This is a genomic window from Ruoffia sp. FAM 24228 (assembly GCF_045528575.1).
GTDB lineage: Bacteria > Bacillota > Bacilli > Lactobacillales > Aerococcaceae > Ruoffia > Ruoffia halotolerans.
Genome location: NZ_JBGQQZ010000007.1, coordinates 1 through 17,854, shown reverse-complemented (window position 1 = coordinate 17,854; position 17,854 = coordinate 1). Strand labels below are relative to the sequence as shown.

Below are 17,854 nucleotides of genomic sequence, written 5' to 3'. Positions count from 1 at the left end.
CTTTAGTGTAAATGTTGAACTTCCTTCACAAAAAGTGAACTGATTAACTCGCGTATCTCTTCTAAAGTACCATTTTCATAAATGACTGTATTAATATCACTTTCAATAATTGATGAACTAATTAAACCTAATAATTGTTGTTGATAAACTGTCATCTTTTCAGGAGCAATCATCAATAACATGCGTTTTAACTGAATTTCTTGCCCATCCATCCCAACAAGAGCAAATGATTTGTCTAATTCATAAATACTGAAGTAAGGCTGCTTCACCCAATGATTCGAACTATGGAACAAGGCAACACTTGATTTAGGAATCCCAATCGGTGCTTTTAAGTAACGTTCATTCACTTTACGGCTCACTTTAGCTGCATCTGCAATAATGTCTGAATCCAACTCTTTAATTATTGCCTTTAAGGTTAACTCTACCGTCGCCTCCGCCTCAATTTGGGTTAGATCAAGCTGATCTAAAATGTATTTTGCATCCGCTAAATAATCGTACAATTGATCAAAAGACAAATTTGTATGCTGTGTTATCTGGCTCTTGCTATTATCGTCAACTTGAATGCTTGCATGAATATCTTGACGAATCGCCGCGATTTCTTTATCAGTTAGAAGTGGTGATATGACACGGTAATCCCGGTCCATCCCGGATAAATAAATTGTCGACAAAATCAATTGATACTTAGAAAAATCGACTAATTGGAGTCTTGATAATTGAATCACTGTTACCGAATTAATTTCAGGTAAGTAGCGTTTTAATCTACTTTCTAAAATTTTCCCGGTACCAACCCCACTTGAAGAAACAACAATCGCATTCACTTCGCGTTGAATGCTTGGATGCCTTTCTAAGCTCGTTGCGAAATGTATCACAACATAAGCTTTCTCATCATTCGTCAGTTCATGACCTGTGAAGACTTCTTCCCAAGCCATATCTAATGCCACAGCGAGATTTGGATATTCTTCATTGATTCGCTTCAAGACAGGAGTATCTAATTTGTAATCGAGTAGGACCGGTCGTTTTAAAGTGGCTTGAATATGTGCCACTAAGTCATAAAATAGACTATCATCATATCGGAAATCATTCCCCGTATGTTCAGTCACTAAACGAATTAACTCTTTCACTTGATACGTTAATTGCGAATCAAAGGTTTCAAAAAAGATACTTTGACTGGTCTTATAATTTAAACCTTCAAGCTGTAGAGCAATAAAATGTCGTTCATCCAAATCAATGGCTAGGGCCATTTCTGAGGAAATATAACCAAATATCTCATGCGACAAATAAATAATATCTTGAGAAATCGCTTTGGCTGGAATGGCTTCATTAATTGGATGTCCCGTTTGAATTCGGTCAATCGTCAAAGCTAAGATGATAATCACATGTTGGAGTTGATTGTCAGTTACTTTACTAAATTGTTGGCTCGAATCATGATTAATAGCTTCATTTACAAAGCGCAAAGATTCTGGCGTCAAACAAGACAGAAAGTAATCATTAAACTGATTTTCAGAATCTTCTTTTAAAGTGTTTAAATACTTGAAAAAATCATAATCCTCAACGCTACCATAAATGAGTTGACTCGCAATCTCGCGTCGTTTGCGTTCGCTCGCAATGACCGTGAGCCCTTGAAATTTAACCCGGTCAATATACACACCGAAGCGTTCAAGTTCCTCTTCAACATCATCTAAATCGCTTTGAACCGTACTTGGACTCACACGTAACTCATCTGCTAAAGTTTCCATTGTTAAGCTCTCACTTAGTAAAAGTCTTAATGACAACGCCCGTTGACGTTCTTGAATCGTCATTTCGCTTGGCTGGGCCTCTTCAATCTGTCGTCCTAGTGAATGGATCTTCTCTTCATCGCCTTCTAATTGGTAACCCATGCCTCTTTGATTAATAATAGAAACGTTAGAATGGGCCAAAGTTTCTTCCAGACTCGATAGTTCACGATACACAGTCCGACGGCTTACGTCTAATAGGTCAGTCAATTCTTTTACTTTGACACCACTCGGTGCGTTCAGCAAAATTGACACTATGTGTCTTTCTCGATCTGTTAAGAACATTTTACCCCTCCTAACGTTAGTTGTGTTTATTTAAAATATTCAATTAACTGATTGTAATGACTTTCATTTAATAGTTTATCATAAGTGTCGACCATCACGTTAGCATATTGCTGACGAACTTTTTCGCCCACTTCTGGTGTCGCAATTACTAAGTTTGAACTATCATTGCTTAAGTCATTAATATCTTTTGCTTCAACCGGAACATTGATGCCATTTTTCGTAAATTGATTACGTAATTGTGACGCTGCCATTGTACTTGCCCCAACTTTTCCGTCATAGGCAACAAATACTTGCTTCACTGCACTATAATCAATCGGTCCAACTGAAGTCGCTGCTGTTTCTGGCTCGCTAGCCATAACCGGTTCGCTAGTTGCCACTGGCTCATCTGATTTTTTGTACATATCATTTAAAATCTCATCGTAACGATCGCCATCTAAGAAGTTCTCAACTGATAAGTGAGTCGATGATGGTGATTGTTTGCGCGCACGATTTGTTAATTCTTCTTGAGTAATGACTAAAGTTTTCGAATCATCTTTTAAGTTATTAATCGCTGAATTCGTTACTTTAATATCAATTCCTTGAGATTTCACTTTCTTACGAAGTAATGAAGCTCCCATGGCACTTGAACCCATTCCTGCATCACAAGCGAAGATAATTTGGTCAATCTCTTCAAAGGCAGGTGCAGAATCTGATAATGCTTCTACATCTGTACTTTGACCTTTTGAAGATGCTTTTGCTGCTTGAGTCGCTGCAACTTGCTCTTCAAATGCATCATCGACTCCAGCTTTACGATCGGATTTGATAATCACACCTGCGATTAAGAATGAAACAATCGTTGAAGCTAACACACCTGCATACACTCCTAAGTGACTACCTTGAGCGGTCATCGCAGTTATCGCAACAATTGAACCAGGTGACGCTGCACCTGTAAGACCCGCATCAAATAGAGAGAATACGAATGTTCCTGTCATACCCCCAGCAATTACTGCTAAGAATAATAATGGTTTCATCATAACGTATGGGAAGTAAATCTCGTGAATTCCACCTAAGAAGTGAATAATCGCTGCTCCGGGTGCAGATCCTTTTGCAGACCCTTTACCAAGGAACATGAAAGCTAATAACACCCCTAAACCTGGTCCAGGGTTAGTTTCTAATAGATATAGAATTGATTTTCCTGCTTCAGCTACTTGCTCAGAACCAAGAGGTGTAAAGATACCGTGGTTCAACGCATTATTTAAGAATAAAACTTTCGCTGGTTCGATAAGAATATTTGCTAATGGTAGTAAGCCTGCTTGAACTAAGGCTTCTACCCCAACACCAATCATTGACGTTAAACTAGCAACAACTGGTCCAACAACCACAAAAGCAATTAATGCTAATGCAAATCCAATTAAACCAGATGAGAAGTTATTGACTAACATCTCAAAACCAGATGGAATCTTATCTTGGTATCTCTCATCAAATTTCTTGATTAACCAACCACCTAAAGGTCCCATCACCATTGCACCAATAAACATCGTTACATCTGACCCAACAATCGCACCTACTGTTGCAATCGCACCTACGACCGCTCCGCGATCACCATGTACCATCTTACCTCCAGTGTACCCAATTAAGATTGGAAGTAAGTAACTTAACATTGGCCCAACTATCCCAGCAAAATCTTCATTCGGGAAATATCCATCCGGAATGAATAGGGCTGTTAAAACACCCCACGCAATAAACGCTCCAATATTTGGCATAACCATACTACTTAAGTAACTACCGAGTTTCTGGACTTTTGCTTTCAGCCCTGCATTATTTTTTGTATTATCCACAACGACGCCTCCTTAATTTAATTTGTATTCAATTATTATAATATAGACTTTTTGGTAACGCTTCAATAGCAAGCAACTAGGAACTTTGGCACACTTCTTTGTGACAATGACACACTCTATATAAAATGACACAAAAAAGCCAAACTCTCACGCGCTTAGCTTTAAAGTTTACGATGGATTATTCTGTTTACGTTTGCGTAAAGTCACAAAGTAAGTAGCCAACGATACAATGACAAAAATCACGATAAAGGCTAATGTAATCGACGCTCCTGGCGGTGTATCGTATTCATAACTCGCAAATATACCAGCAAATATCCCAATTAAATTAATGATAATACCTATAACAATTGTCTTCCCAAAGCTATCTGATATTTTAATAGCAGTTGCAGATGGGATAACGACTAATGCTGAAACAAGTAATGCACCAACAATTGGCATCATAATACTAATCGCAACCCCTGTAAATACCGAAAAAATAATTGAAATGAATCGAACTGGCAGTCCACTAGTATAAGCAGTCGCCTCATCATAACTCATCACATATAGTGTTCTTCTAAAGATTAGATAGAAGATAACAATAGTGACTGAGAGTCCAACTAGAATTTTCACTTCACTTGGTGAGATCAATAAGATTGAACCAAATAAGTATTGATCAATTTGGAAATTACCTGAGTTTGAGTTCAAACTTACCAATACTAAGGCTATCGCCATTCCAGCTGACATCATAATTGCAACGGAAATCTCTGAGAAGGTATTGTAAATTGTTCTCAAGTACTCAATGATAATTGATGCACCGACAACAAATAATAAAGTAGAAAGTGTTGGATCTACTTGAAGGAACATCCCTAAGGCTACTCCTGCTAAGGAAATATGTGATAAAGTATCGGCTAATAATGACTGTCTGCGTAAAATTAATAATAAGCCAATAATCGGTGTAATAAAGGAAATCGCAACACCCGCAACTAATGCGCGTTGGATGAAGTCATACTGAAGCAACTCCATGGTGTTCCCCCCTCTCTGACAAGTCGAATCTCACGGTCAAAAAAGCCATCCAGTTCATTATCCGCATGTGTTACCATTAGGATCGCTTTCCCATGAACTTTAGATGTATGACGTAATAATTTATAAAAAGATTTTCTTGAAGCAACATCCATCCCAGTTGTTGGCTCATCGAGTACAAAAAAGTCTGGATCCACCGCAAATGTACGAGCCAAATTAATTCGTTGCTTTTGACCGCCAGATAATTCCCCAACTTTACGACCTCTTAAATGATCCATCCCGACGGATTTCAACGCTCGGTCTACATATTCATAATCTGTGGCATCGAGTTTTTTGAACCAACGTCCTTTAGGGTAACGACCTGATTCAACTAATTTTTGAACGGTACTGGGGAAACCAGCATTGAAGGACGTCACATTTTGTGGGACATATCCTATAGATAACTTCTCTCCAAATTGGTTTAGTTTTGAATAGATGACTCGACCAGTGGCTGGGTTTAACAAACCGAGGATATTTTTAATTAAAGTTGATTTTGCTGCACCATTTTCCCCAGTTAAGATAACAAATTCTCCGGGTTCAATTGTAAAGTTAATACTGTCTAGCACTTTTTCGTCATCATAGTAAAATGATAAGTCATGCACTTCTAATAGAGACATAATGTTACACCTTTCTAGTTGTACGTTTTATTTCGTTAATTGAGCTAAGTTCTCTCTCATTATACTGAAATAATCCTCACCTTGCTCAATTTCTTCTTCTGTAATGAATTCCAATGTTCTTAATGGTCGTAACTCTGCACCGGTTGCTTGGCTCACTGTTTCTGAAATAGTCGTTGATGTCGTCGGGTCAATATAAATAACTTGAACGTTTCTTTCGTTCACTACTTTGGTCATTTCAGCTAACTTTTTAGCACTCGGTTCGGCATTATTTGCTAAGCCACTAATGGCTAATTGTTCTAAATCATAAGCGTGAGCTAAGTATCCGAAAGCCTCATGTTGAACGACAATTGTTCTGTTCTTCAAATCAGCTAAACCAGTTTCAAATGCTTCATTCAATGCTGTTAATTCTTCAGATAGTTTTTCGGCATTCTCAGTATAAGTTGCTTTATTCGCTGGATCGAGTTGAATTAAGGCATTTTTGACATTTTCTGCCTGTTGAGAATAAAAGTTTGGATCTAACCACGTATGTGGATCAAACTCATGCGAGTGACCTTCTTCGTGGTCATGTTCATCGCCGTGATTGTGTTCCTCTTCATGACCTTCCTCATGATCATGTTCCTCTTCTTCATGATTATGATCACCTGATAATAGGTCAATGCCTTCCGTTGATTCAAGCACTTGAGTTGCCGCTTGATCAACAATCCTTAATAAATCACTGACAAAAAACTCCATCTCATCATCTTGATAGATGAATAAATCCGCCTCTTGAACTGCCACAGCATCTTTTGCCGTAGATTCATACGAATGCGCATCTTGTCCACTTTCTAAAAGCATCTCAACATTAATAGCGTCTCCACCTATTCGGCTCGCTAAGTAATACATTGGATAAAATGTAGTCATGACCGTCTTTTTGTCTTGGGCATGAATGTTGGCTCCAGGTATAATTAAAGCGAAAGCAATAACAAATAAAATAAACTTCTTAAATAATTTCATAATGATCAACCTCTCTTAAATGTAATGGTTACTATTTAGGCTTTCACTATACTACTCCCGAAGTTTGCTAAAGTCAAGACCATTAAACATGACAATTTAATCATATGAAAAATGTATAATTCTATGTGTTTCTCTTCGTATTTATTGTTTGACGGTGTTATTATGTATGAAAGGATAAAAAACCGTTTGAATAGTTCACATATTTTTCAATATACAACTAGAGTCCTATGAAAAGCGTACTCAATTCGCGTATATTTAAAGAGAAATGATCGCATAAACCAAATGCGAATGAGAGGATAAGAAAATGAAAAATTCGCTAGTATTAGAAGTAAACAATGTATCTAAACAATACGGTAAACAACAAGCGTTAGAACACTTTAATTTAAATGTGAGCAAAGGTGAAATTGTCGGTGTCGCTGGTCCCAATGGCGCTGGAAAAACAACTTTATTTCGAATTATTACCGGTATGACTCCCGTTTATGATGGGGACTTAAAATTATTTGGTTCCTTAGATGCGGCAGGTTTAAGAGAAAACCGCAAGTATTTAGGTACTATTATAGAAGACCCTGCCTTCTTTCCGGAAATGTCTGCCAAACAAAATCTAGAATTCTATCGGATTCAACGAGGCATTAAAAATAAGAACCGCATCGATGAATTATTAACACTTGTCGGGTTAGCAGATGTTGGAAACAAGAAATTCAAAGGTTTTTCTTTAGGTATGAAGCAACGTTTAGCCATTGCCTTAGCTCTAATTCATGAACCGGAACTGCTTGTATTTGATGAGCCAACAAATGGTCTCGACCCTGCAGGTATTATTCAAGTGAGAAAGTTATTACAAAAATTAGCTAAAGAAACAAACTTAACGATTCTAGTCTCTTCACATATTCTTTCGGAGTTAGAAAACTTGGCGACCCGCTTTGTAATCTTAAACCATGGCAAGAAAATCGATGAGTTCACCAAAGAAGAATTACAACAACGTCTGCAAAGTTACTTTGAGTTTAAAGTAGATGACACTGGCCGAGCTAGCCAACTGCTTGAAACAGAGTTAAATACAACTGAATTTGAAGTGACAGCTGAAGGGATGATCCATGTATTTGACCCAAATATTGAAGCCAGCGACATTGCTGATACCTTTGTAAAGAACAATCTGAAACTTTCTCATTTATCGCGTAACTCCCATAATCTTGAAGAGATGTTTATTAATTTAACTGAGGAGGCGCATTCTAATGATGAGATTATTTAAAGCTGAATTATACCAACTTTCAACCCGCCTTGCACCTAAAATTTGGTTACTTGTTGGTTTATTACTGGGTGCAGCCATTCCGTTAATTTTTTATCTCGGAACTTGGGTAGAAGAAGGCATTCGCCCAATTATTCAAGTCCTTCCGGCAGAGTCTTTAATTTACTTTGCCTTTATCCCATTAATGACAAGTACCGCAATTTTCCTATTAATCGGTCTAGGCAATACGGCTTTTCATGACGAAACGCGAAACCGCACTTTAATTAACACTGTGAGTACAGGGCACTCTCGAATGAAGATTTACTTAACTAAATACTTAAGTAGTCTATTTTTAGCTGTTTGCTTTTTATTTATTACTATCACCGGGTTTGCTATTGCGGGTTCTATGATTTTCAATGGTGGCATTTCGATTTATTATGAGATTTTATTTATGGAGACTGTTTTAAGTTACTTACCAATTTGGTTAATGTACTTGGCACTTTTTCAAATCATATATTTTTTCTCAACGAGTAATGCTTTGATGAATTTAACGATACTAGGTATCGTTGCCTTACCTTTAATCTTACAGCTTTTGGCATTGCGTTTTGATTTTATCGAAATGATTGAACCTTACATCTTCACCCAATTAAGTCCGGATAATCCAATCATGATTCAAGGGATTGATTTCACGCCATGGTTAGCCTTGATTTATTTCGCTATCTTTATGTTTATTGGGATCAGTCTATTCAAACGACGTGAAATAAAATAGAAAACACGATCCACTTCGGATTAATTTCCGGTGTGGCTCGTGTTTTTTTCGTTACACTGATATGATTCTTCTCTATCTGGTACGACTAAGAACAAGACAGACAGAATGCCCAACATTAATAAAGCGAGTATAATTTTTACAAATATAATTGGTGCGAAATAAATTGATACGCCCATTAAAATCACGATATTGACAAGCATTTTGTATTTCTTTTTACGTGGAATAGATTTAGTTTCAACGTAATCTGAAACGTAAAACTGATACATTTTAGTTTGTTGCAACCAGTTTGTAAAGCGTTCGGAGCTTCGTGCAAAAAAGAAACCGGCTAATAATAAAAAGGGAGTCGTCGGCAATACAGGTAAGATAGTCCCAATAAAACCTATCACAAACGTAATAAACCCACAGATGATGTAAATATATTTTTTTATCAATTTATATCCCTCCTTTTTATTATTCAAGATAGTATCACTGTACACTTAATCACAAACTTTTTCAAAGATTCTTTTGAATTTATACAAAAAAAGTGATTGTGTCCAACATATTGGAAACAATCACTTTACTCTAGCGTCTATTGATTTAAAAATGTACTTAACCATTCAGGTAAATATTTTTCTTTAATGTCTTTAGGAAGATTTTCGTAAACAACATCAAGTTGTTCAGATAAATTTTTGTTCATTATTTGTTGAATTTCTTTAATCTTCATATCGCGTCCAATAATTTCAGCGATCGCAATTTGACGAAGTACTTCAATATAACTGAAAGCTAAAGCTACAGTCAACACACTTGCAGTTGTCCCAGAGATCATCCCACCAGCAACTGTCCCGATACCTGGTATGAGTTTAAAAGCTGATGAGACGAGGATTTTACCGAAGTAAGTCGCCCCACCAGTCCCACCAATCCCTGCAATAATTGACACAATTTGTGATTTGTCCAATGACAAACCAAATATAGATGTAATGTGCGCTAACATTGTGATTTGCATCGGCACAAGAAGCGTGGCATCGGAAATCGGAATCGGTGAAAAACCAACTCCAAAAGCTGAAGCTACATACTTATTTGCCCAACGCCTAGCGTGTTCCACTTTAATGTTCAAATCTATTTGTTGGGCGTTGATAAAAGCCTTGTGAACCTCTGTTGGTACCACTTCAAGTGTTGTATCAATTAATTCTTGCAATCCATAGGCAGGTATTCTTTGTTCACCACGTATCAAATATGTTTTCGCTAACAATGGAATAATTGACTGAACTGGCATATCAAGCTCGTTTAAATATTTCTCAAAGTCACTATTCTTCTCACCTATCGCTTGCGTCAAGATTAGTAACACAGGCACATGCTCAGCCATTGCTTCAATTAACTCCATTTCAAATGGCTCAATCCGCGCCATTGTACTGTTAATACAGTAATAAACTATATCAATGGCTTCATGAGGACCTTTTTCTTTTTGTGATTTAATTAAATCTGAAAGTGACAGTAAGACTTCATGCTGCGCTTCAGGATTAAGTTCTAAACCTTTTGTGTCATACAAAGTCAGTGGGACACCCTCTTTAGTAATTTTCTCAACATGTTGAGTGATCGGTTGTCCAACACCGGTTTCTGCTAATTTTTCCCGGAAGACAGCATTAATTAAAGTACTTTTACCGCTTCCTGTTTTTCCAGCAACTAAAATATTAATGGGTTCAATGTGGTCCACTTCTTGCTGAGTCTTCTCCATTAAATTATTCGCGATATCTCGATTCGCTTTTCTTTGTGTGATTTTATTCCATAAGCTCACAATCTACCATCCCTTTCAATTCATTCTTATCTTCTGCGGTTCGATATTAGAATGAGTCGTATTAACTGGAGCGCCGTACTTAACGTGGCTGCAATATATGTGAAAGCCGCTGCATCTAACACTTTTTTCGCTGCGGGCACTTCTTCCTGCACAAATACTCCTGTATCCCCTAGAATCGCTAGGGCTCTTTTACTTGCATCAAACTCTACGGGTAAAGTGACTAATTGGAAAACGACAACTAAACCAAAAGCAAGAATCCCTATATTAACTAAACCAGTTAATTGAAATAATAAACCAATTAAAATTAAAGGCATCGCGATAGATGACCCAATTTGAACGACCGGTGCAATCGCACTTCTTACTTTTAAGAATGCGTAATCTTTTTGATCTTGAATCGCATGTCCAACCTCATGGGCTGCTACGGCTACTGCAGCTACTGAAGTTTGATTGTAAGTTGCTTCTGATAAGCGCAACACTTTATTTCTAGGGTCATAATGGTCAGTTAAGCGCCCTCTTACTTGTTCCACTTTTACATTAGATATTCCTGCTGTTTGCAAGATATGCTCTGCTGCTTGCTTCCCTGTAATTCTTTTTTCTGTATCTAATTGATCGTATTTATTGAATGTCGATTGCACACGATTTTGTGCAAACATAACAATCCCCATTCCGATAAGGACTAAAATGTAAGTCCAATCCATATAAAACATATGTATTCCTCCTTAGTTGAAATCACTATAATTATACCACATATACCATTTTTCTTTGCATCTGACAACTTGTAATGATTATATAATACTGACATTAATTTAAGATGAATAAAAAATAACCGAAACGCTCTGAACGTTTCGGTTTGTAGATTAGCGTATATTTATTATCGCATAATTTGATAAATTGACATGCAACTTAAGGCGGATATTATTTTTCTTCGGTAGGTAAAACTAAGTTTAAGATAATTCCAACAACCGCACTTAAAGCCGTCCCTGAAATAACTAAGGCTGAACCTACTTCAAGAACTGCCCCACCTAAACCAATAACTAGCATCGCACTTGCGATAATTAAGTTACGGGATTGGTTAAAGTCTGTTCGATTACTGATTAATACTTTTAATCCGTTACTTGCGATAACCCCGTAAAGTAAGATTGACATTCCACCTAAAACTGATTGAGGAATTGTTGAAATTAGAGCCGTGAATTTCCCTAAGAAACTGATGATAATTGCAATAATAGCAGCATTACGAATGACTGATATACTCGCTACTTTTGTCATACCAATAACTCCTGTATTTTCCCCGTAGGTTGTATTGGCTGGTCCACCAATGAATGCCGAGAATAATGAGGCAATTCCGTCACCGGCTAAAGTTCTGTCTAAACCAGGTTTTTTAATGTAATCATGACCTGTAATTTCCCCAAGAACCATCACATCTCCCATATGCTCCGCAATTGTTACAAACGCAATCGGGATAATCGCTAATGCTTCAGCACCAAAGTAGAAGTTATATCGATCTGGACTGTTTCCAAATGGTAGGCGAATATCTGGTAACGCAAACCAACTTGCTTCATGAACTGGGGTTAAATCAACAATACCTAGTAAAAACGCTACTATATAACCCACAATAATTGCGATTAAGAATGGAATCACTTTGGCAAAACCTTTCCCTTTACATGTCACAAATACAGCTACGGCAAAAGTCACAACAGCCGTAAGAATTTGGCGCCAATCACCACCTGAAACAAAGCCAGCATTTTGAACCGCTGTCGCTGATAATCCTAATCCGATAACAACAATCATTGGTCCAATAACGATTGGTGGGAATAATTTATTAATCCAGCCGCTTCCGATTTTATGTATGATAAATGCTACAACAACATAAACAAGTCCAACTAACATAATTCCAGTTTGAGCTGCATCAATACTTCCACCCATTTGATCAATCGCAAATGACATCGCTGTAATATAAGCAAATGATGAACCTAAATATACCGGTACTTTAAACTGAGTCACAACCATATAAATCAGCGTCCCAACCCCACTTGCTAAAAGTGCCGTCGACACTGGTAAACCTAATACTAAAGGCACTAAAATTGTCGCACCGAACATCGCAAACACATGTTGGAAACTTAATAATAAACCAGGTATTAATAATGGCTTCTCATGCACATCTAACAACATTCTTTTTTCTTTTCCTGAATTTTCCATATAAACAGCTCCTTTTTGTTTAGGTTCACTTTGGACAAAATAAATAGCCCTTTGCAAAAACAGGGCTTTAAAGAAGTTCATATGTAAATTGATGGCTCGCTCAACGCAATACCCTCAATAAAATGAAGTCTTTAGTAACCTCTCTGGATTACTTTAAAAGTCCCTTTAACCTGTCAAAATTTTACCATGTATAAGGAATATTGCAATAGAAAATGTAAGATTTATTAAATATTTGTTTAGAAAAGTTTGTTGATGGGGGATGTTGGGTGGTGAGAAGGGAATTAATCGGTTAATAGGACAGGTCAGACAGTGACAGTGGTAATTAAACACTTAACAGGACGTGTCACCACATGACACGTCCCGTTAGACCTACCCCTTAACCAAAACTAACACAAAAACCGACCAGCAGTCGCTTTTAGCTGGCTGCTGGCCGGTATATTGGAATATGTTTCTAATTAAGATAATAACATCGCATCAGATGCTAATGTTTCACCTGATTCTTGACGGAAGAGCTCCATTAAACGATCAATCGTTAAGTTTTTCTTCTCTTCGGCACTCACATCAAGGATTATTCTTCCTTGGTGGAGCATAATCAGACGGTTACCATATTTCACCGCATCATTCATATTATGGGTAATCATTAATGCAGTTAATTGTTGTTCGCTCACAATTCTATCTGTTAGTCTGAGAACCATTTCACTTGTTTTAGGGTCTAGCGCTGCCGTATGCTCATCCAGTAGCAATACTTGTGGCTTACGTAATGTTGCCATTAAGAGTGTTAACGCTTGGCGTTGTCCACCTGACAAGTAAGCAACATCTGTAGTTAAACGGTCTTCCAATCCTAAATCTAATATTTTCAAGCGTTCGATCATTTGTTGACGATCCGCTTCTTTAACACCTTTACGAAGGCCACGTTTTAAACCACGTCGGTTAGCTAACGCCATATTTTCCTGAATTGTTAAACGCGCCGCTGTCCCCATCTTCGTGTCTTGAAACACGTACCCAATTGAGTCCGCACGCTTGTTCATTGGAAGGCGTGTCACGTCTTCGTAATTGATTTTAATTGATCCTTCATCAGGTGTCAGTGAACCACTAATTGTATTGAGTAAAGTTGATTTACCAGCACCGTTACCACCAATAACCGTTACGAAATCTCCATCATAAAGTGTTAAATCAATGCCTTTTAGAACGTGATTCTCATTCACTGTTCCACGTTCGAATGATTTTTGAATCCCTGATAGTTCTAATTTAATTTTTCTTTCTTCAGTCATTATTTCGCACCTCCGCTCACTGCGCTCTTTTTCCGACTACCAAATTGTCTTTGAATTTGAGGGAAATACAATACAAATCCAAGTAAGATAGCAGAGAATATACGTAAGTCAGTTGGACGAATATCAATCCATGGTTGGTTTAAAATAAAGTCAATAATTAAGCGGTAAATGAAACTACCTAAAATGATCGAAGTTAAACGGAAACCAATTGATTGGTTAGGAATTACCACTTCAGCAATAATGACTGAGGCCAGTCCAATAACAATGGTACCAATACCCATACTTAGATCGGCAAAGCCGTCTTTTTGTGCTACCATTGCTCCACTTAAGGCAATCAACCCGTTACCAATAATATAGCCTAAAGTCTTCATAAGGTTTGTATTAATCCCGTTTGCTTCACTCATTCGTGGGTTATCCCCAGTTGCTCGAAGCGATAGGCCCATTTCAGTATGTAGAAACAGAACTAATAAAGTAATGATAATCGCTAGGATAATCAAGCCAAGAACTGTTACAGACATATTTTTACTGAAACCAAACATATCTTCCATAGGTGTAAAAATCGTTTCTTGACCAAGTAAAGCTAAGTTTGAACGTCCACCCATCACTTGGAAGTTAACCGAGTATAAACCTGTTTGAAGTAAAATACCCGTTAACAGCGGTGGGATATGAAGTTTTGTGTGTATCCAACCAGCGAGTAAACCACCGGCTGCCCCACCTGCGAAAGCTGCAGCAGTTGCGAGAAATGGGTTAAGACCATTTGTAATTAAAATGGCTGCGATGGCGCCCCCTAATGGGAACACCCCTTCGGCTGATAAATCTGCGATATCAAGTAATCTGAAGGTAATGTATACCCCAATAGCCATGACTGCCCATACAACCCCTTGGCTAAAACTTGATGAAATAACATCTAGAATCATAAGTTAAACATACTCCTTTAATTAATTTTAAAAATCCATATTATCTTACCATATTTTAATGAATAAACACTAATCTATTTGAATTGAACTGACATCAATATCAACAGCTTCTGCGAATTCTTCATTGACAATTAACTCAAAGTTCTTACCAACTTCAACTGGCATATCAGCTAGAGATAAATCTTCATCTAACATACGCTTAACCATGTCAGCTGTTTGTACACCGTAGTCGAAGTAAGAGTTTGAAATTGTTGCTAAAGCATTGGCATTAATCGTTGAGTCAGATGACCCAATTAACGCTAAACCAGCTTCTTTCCCGATATCACCAACCAGTGAGATTGAACTATCAATCGTATTATCAGTCACTAATAAAATTGCATCGGATTCATTAACTAAAGCAGTCATGACTTGCGCAATATCATTCGTGTTCGTTACTGATTGGACAATATGATTTAGTCCTTTTTCTTCAATAACTTCTGTCGCAATATCAACTTGATGTTGTGCGTTAACTTCACTTGAATTGTAAATTGTTCCGATGTTTTGTGCATCAGGGACAACTTGTAGTAATAAATCTACGTGATCGGCAATTGGACCTAAGTTTGTCGTTCCAGTTAAATTACGTCCGGGCGCTTCCATTGAATCAACTAACTTCGCTTCAACTGGTGCTGCCACTGCTGCAAAAAATATTGGTTTCTCCTCTTCAACAGTTGCTAAAGCTTGTGCAGCTGGTGTGGCAATCGCAAAGATAATATCATTATCACGCGCAACTTTTTCTGATAATGATTGCAATGTTGTCATATCGCCGTTCGCATTTTGTAAGTCCCACTCGACATTCCCATCTAATAGCTCATCAATACGCTCTATAAAGCCGTCACGTGTGTCATCTAAAGCTTCATGACTGACGTGTTGTAAGATACCAATTTTAATTGGTTCATCTTGGGCTTTAACCGTTTGAGTTGCTGGAAAAATAGATACGAACGCTAAGGCAATGATTGTTACTAATTGAATTATTTTTTTCATTTTATATGCTCCTATTCAATCGTTGACGGATCGACACCGATGGCTTCAACAAAATCTTCGTTCACTACAATTTGAAAATCTTTCCCTAATTCAATTTCCATTTCTCCAGGGTTTAAATCTTCATCCAACATGCGAATTACCATTTCTGCTGTTTGAACACCGTAGTCTTCATAAGAGTTTGATAATGTTGCTAGTCCGTTTGTTCTTACAACTGAATCAGATGACCCAATTGTTGGGATCCCTGCTTCTTTAGCAATATCTCCAACTAAAGTAATGGCACTATCAATCGTATTATCCGTTACCATAAACATCGCATCGACATTACCAACAAGTGCATTCATCACTTGTGATATATCGTTCGTACTAATCACTGTTTGAACATCCGTCGCTAAACCTTGTTCTTCAAGTAATTCAACGGCTACGCCCGCTTGAACTTGTGAGTTGACCTCACTTGAGTTGTAAATTAAACCAACTGTTTCAACATCTGGAAAATTACGTATTAATAAGTCGACTTGTTCTTCGATCGGCGCCATATCACTTGTTCCAGTAATGTTTCCTCCTGGAGCTTCGATAGAGTCTGCTAAACCAGCTTCAACTGGATCTGTTACTGCTGCAATAAAAATTGGCTTCTCTTGTTCAACTGCTGCTAAAGTTTGAGCAGCAGGCGTTGCGATGGCAAATAAAATATCATTGTCACGCGCAACTTTTTCACTTAATGATTGAAGACTCGATTGGTCACCACTGGCATTATTAATATCCCATTCAATACGGTCGCCATAAGCTGAATTGTCTAACGTCTCTTGAAAACCTTTCAGCACTGCATCTAAAGCTTCGTGCTCTACATATTGAACAACACCTATATTAATTGTTTCTTCTTGTGCTTGGACTGCTTGGCCACCTGCTAACATTGGAAGTAAAGCTAATACAACGGTAGTAATAATATTAATAAATTTAAATCGACTTTTCATTTTGAATTCTCCTTATCTTTTATTCGGAATCTTCAGAGCTCTCTTCTTCAGATTCTTCTGTATCTTCTTCATCTGATGTTTCTTCAGAACCTAAATCAATATTTGATAAATCTAGACCTAATATTTCTGCATTTTCTTCATTAACAACTAATTCTAATGTATCTGCGGATTCAACTGGGATAATCTCACCAGATTCAATGATTTCTACTAGCATTCCCGCTGTTTGTTTACCTAATTCGTAATAATCTAAACCATATGTCGTTAACCCATTTGCTAAAGCCATATCCTTTGATCCACCGATAATTGGCAGCTCAGCTTCTAATGCTAAATCTCCAACTAGTGTCATTGCACTTGCAATTGTGTTATCTGTTACTGTGAAGACTGCATCTACGTCATCATTAACTAAACCACTCATGACTTGAGAGATGTCATTCGTTGAAGTCACTGTTGCTTCAACAACTTCAATGCCAGCTGCTTCAAGGGCTGCTGTTGCTTTTTCTGCTTCACTCATTGAGTTTGCTTCACCTGAGTTATAGATGATTCCAACACGTTCTGCGTCAGGAACAACTGCTTGGAGTAAAGCTACTTGGTCTTCAATTGGACCAGCATCGGTCGTACCTGTAATATTTGCTTCTGGCTCTTCTAAGTTTTGGACTAAACCTGCACCAACAGGGTCACTGACTGATGAGAATAATACGGGTTTCTTTTGTTCGACATTCGCAATAGCTTGAGCGGCTGGCGTTGCAATAGCGAAAATATAATCACTACTGTTCGTCACATTCTCACTCATTGATTGTAAGTTTGCTGTGTCTCCTGAGGCATTTAAATAATTTAAAGTTAGGTTTTCACCTTCAACATAACCGGCTTCTTCTAAGCCATCAATGAAACCTTGATAGTTTTGGTCTAATGATTCATGCTCTACAAATTGAAGGACACCTACGTTAATTTCTTCTTGATCTTGTGCTTCTGCAGACATTGGTGCTGCGATTGTACCTAATGCTAATAATGAAACTAAGGCTGTTTTTAAATATCGATACATAATTTATTCCTCCATTTTTTCTATTTTTTTATAACTTTGATTTGTCAAATTAAGCTAGACAAAACTGCTTCATCTAAGTAACTCAAAAATACTTCCAACGGTGTTCGGTAGTGTAAGGATTTCCGTGGAATCGTGTTCCGTTTGTGTGCAATCGATGACACA

16 protein-coding genes and 1 pseudogene are annotated in these 17,854 nt (G+C 37.5%); 2 read left to right on the top strand and 15 right to left on the bottom strand.

Features of this window, described 5'->3' with window-relative positions; all coding sequences use genetic code 11:
• Positions 1-2: 2 nt before the first annotated feature.
• The 5 genes from ACEN33_RS02085 to ACEN33_RS02065 all read right to left on the bottom strand — a co-directional run bounded on the left by ACEN33_RS02085 (position 3) and on the right by ACEN33_RS02065 (position 6,522).
• Positions 3-2,057 carry a BglG family transcription antiterminator gene (locus ACEN33_RS02085; RefSeq protein WP_407093763.1) on the bottom strand — a complete coding sequence of 685 codons (2,055 nt, stop codon included), beginning with the start codon at positions 2,055-2,057 and terminating at the stop codon, positions 3-5.
• 26 nt (positions 2,058-2,083) lie between these two features.
• Positions 2,084-3,874, bottom strand: coding sequence for a PTS mannitol transporter subunit IICBA (locus ACEN33_RS02080; RefSeq protein ID WP_407093762.1), 1,791 nt, complete (start codon positions 3,872-3,874; stop codon positions 2,084-2,086).
• Between the two features lie 168 nt (positions 3,875-4,042).
• The gene (locus ACEN33_RS02075; RefSeq protein ID WP_407089426.1) at positions 4,043-4,876 is read right to left on the bottom strand and encodes a metal ABC transporter permease; all 834 of its coding nucleotides are present in this window, start codon (positions 4,874-4,876) and stop codon (positions 4,043-4,045) included.
• Positions 4,837-5,529, bottom strand: coding sequence for a metal ABC transporter ATP-binding protein (locus ACEN33_RS02070; protein ID WP_407093760.1), 693 nt, complete (start codon positions 5,527-5,529; stop codon positions 4,837-4,839). Before ACEN33_RS02070 ends, ACEN33_RS02075 begins: the two co-directional genes overlap by 40 nt.
• Before the next feature lie 27 nt (positions 5,530-5,556).
• Positions 5,557-6,522, bottom strand: coding sequence for a metal ABC transporter solute-binding protein, Zn/Mn family (locus ACEN33_RS02065; RefSeq protein WP_407089424.1), 966 nt, complete (start codon positions 6,520-6,522; stop codon positions 5,557-5,559).
• Between the two features lie 304 nt (positions 6,523-6,826).
• On the opposite strand from ACEN33_RS02065, the gene ACEN33_RS02060 reads away from it, so the two are divergent.
• Both ACEN33_RS02060 and ACEN33_RS02055 read left to right on the top strand, forming a co-directional pair.
• On the top strand, positions 6,827-7,765 hold the full coding sequence (locus tag ACEN33_RS02060) for an ABC transporter ATP-binding protein (protein ID WP_407089423.1): 939 nt from the start codon (positions 6,827-6,829) through the stop codon (positions 7,763-7,765).
• Positions 7,749-8,510 carry a hypothetical protein gene (locus ACEN33_RS02055; protein WP_407089422.1) on the top strand — a complete coding sequence of 254 codons (762 nt, stop codon included), beginning with the start codon at positions 7,749-7,751 and terminating at the stop codon, positions 8,508-8,510. Before ACEN33_RS02060 ends, ACEN33_RS02055 begins: the two co-directional genes overlap by 17 nt.
• A 20-nt stretch (positions 8,511-8,530) precedes the next feature.
• Here the strand turns inward: ACEN33_RS02055 and ACEN33_RS02050 are convergent, their stop codons facing one another.
• The 10 genes and pseudogenes from ACEN33_RS02050 to ACEN33_RS02005 form a co-directional block, all read right to left on the bottom strand.
• Positions 8,531-8,938: a YbaN family protein gene (locus tag ACEN33_RS02050; RefSeq protein WP_407089480.1), complete on the bottom strand. Its 408-nt coding sequence runs from the start codon at positions 8,936-8,938 to the stop codon at positions 8,531-8,533.
• Positions 8,939-9,078: 140 nt separating this feature from the next.
• Positions 9,079-10,281: a YcjF family protein gene (locus tag ACEN33_RS02045; protein WP_407090447.1), complete on the bottom strand. Its 1,203-nt coding sequence runs from the start codon at positions 10,279-10,281 to the stop codon at positions 9,079-9,081.
• A gap of 26 nt (positions 10,282-10,307) precedes the next feature.
• Positions 10,308-10,988 carry a zinc metallopeptidase gene (locus ACEN33_RS02040; RefSeq protein WP_407090446.1) on the bottom strand — a complete coding sequence of 227 codons (681 nt, stop codon included), beginning with the start codon at positions 10,986-10,988 and terminating at the stop codon, positions 10,308-10,310.
• Positions 10,989-11,196: 208 nt separating this feature from the next.
• Positions 11,197-12,477 (bottom strand): uracil-xanthine permease family protein, encoded by a 1,281-nt coding sequence (locus ACEN33_RS02035; RefSeq protein WP_407090445.1) that lies wholly within the window; start codon positions 12,475-12,477, stop codon positions 11,197-11,199.
• Between the two features lie 455 nt (positions 12,478-12,932).
• Positions 12,933-13,748, bottom strand: coding sequence for an ABC transporter ATP-binding protein (locus tag ACEN33_RS02030; RefSeq protein ID WP_407090444.1), 816 nt, complete (start codon positions 13,746-13,748; stop codon positions 12,933-12,935).
• On the bottom strand, positions 13,748-14,665 hold the full coding sequence (locus ACEN33_RS02025) for an ABC transporter permease (protein ID WP_407094454.1): 918 nt from the start codon (positions 14,663-14,665) through the stop codon (positions 13,748-13,750). The genes ACEN33_RS02030 and ACEN33_RS02025 overlap by 1 nt, the downstream gene beginning before the upstream one ends.
• Before the next feature lie 69 nt (positions 14,666-14,734).
• Positions 14,735-15,685 carry an ABC transporter substrate-binding protein gene (locus ACEN33_RS02020; RefSeq protein WP_407094453.1) on the bottom strand — a complete coding sequence of 317 codons (951 nt, stop codon included), beginning with the start codon at positions 15,683-15,685 and terminating at the stop codon, positions 14,735-14,737.
• A gap of 11 nt (positions 15,686-15,696) precedes the next feature.
• Positions 15,697-16,653 carry an ABC transporter substrate-binding protein gene (locus ACEN33_RS02015; RefSeq protein ID WP_407094452.1) on the bottom strand — a complete coding sequence of 319 codons (957 nt, stop codon included), beginning with the start codon at positions 16,651-16,653 and terminating at the stop codon, positions 15,697-15,699.
• A 19-nt stretch (positions 16,654-16,672) separates the two neighbouring features.
• A complete protein-coding gene (locus ACEN33_RS02010; protein ID WP_407094451.1) occupies positions 16,673-17,692 on the bottom strand; it encodes an ABC transporter substrate binding protein in 1,020 nt (339 codons plus the stop codon).
• Between the two features lie 44 nt (positions 17,693-17,736).
• Positions 17,737-17,854: pseudogene (locus ACEN33_RS02005) on the bottom strand (IS30 family transposase); the annotation flags it as partial.